Annotated in this window: 1 pseudogene; it reads right to left on the bottom strand. The window is 60.3% G+C overall.

The window, feature by feature from the left end:
• A pseudogene (locus AC0QUY_RS42630) lies at positions 1–642 on the bottom strand (IS5 family transposase); the annotation flags it as partial.
• Positions 643–763 lie beyond the last annotated feature (121 nt).

Below are 763 nucleotides of genomic sequence, written 5' to 3'. Positions count from 1 at the left end.
TTGCGACGCGGCGAAACTGCTTGAGTTTCGAGAAGCAGCATTCGACGAGATGGCGCTGGGCATAGAGATGCTTGTCGAGCGGATATTTGAGCGCCCGTGACGGGTTGTTGGGGATGACGGCAAGCGCCCCCTTGGCGGCGATGGCCTGGCGCAGGTGATCGGCGTCATAGGCGGTATCGGCCATGACGACCTCGGCGGGTAATCCCTCGATCAATGCGGCGGCTTGTGGGGCATCGCCCTTCTGACCTGCGGTAAGCGTGAACCGCACCGGACATCCCAAGCCGCGAACGGCCATATGTATCTTGGTACTCAGGCCCCCGCGCGAGCGGCCGAGCGCTTGATCTTCAGACCCCCTTTTTTCGCCCCAGCGGCGTGCTGATGCGCCCGGACGATGGTGGAATCGACGATCAGATACTCGAAGTCCGGATCATCGGACATCGCCTCGAAGATCCGCCACCAAACACCCTTGATGCTCCATCGACTGAAACGCCGAAACACGCTGTTCCAATCCCCGAACGCCTCCGGAAGATCACGCCAGGGAGAGCCCGTCCGCACGATCCACAGCACACCTTCCACGAACATCCGGTTGTCACGTCCGGTCGAACCCTTCTGGTCAGGCCGACCTATGATCAGCGGCGCCATCCGCTCCCACGCCGCGTCGCTTAAAACCAACCGGTCCATCACACCCAAGACTGCCTCCCAAAAAGCAGCCTTGAATCTGATTTGCTCCTAAAAGGGAATCCTTAGAGTCCACACCACCTAG

Source organism: Bradyrhizobium sp. WYCCWR15520 (genome assembly GCF_056174665.1).
Note: the sequence above shows the minus strand (reverse complement) of the source record. Positions and strands in the feature narration are given on the sequence as shown.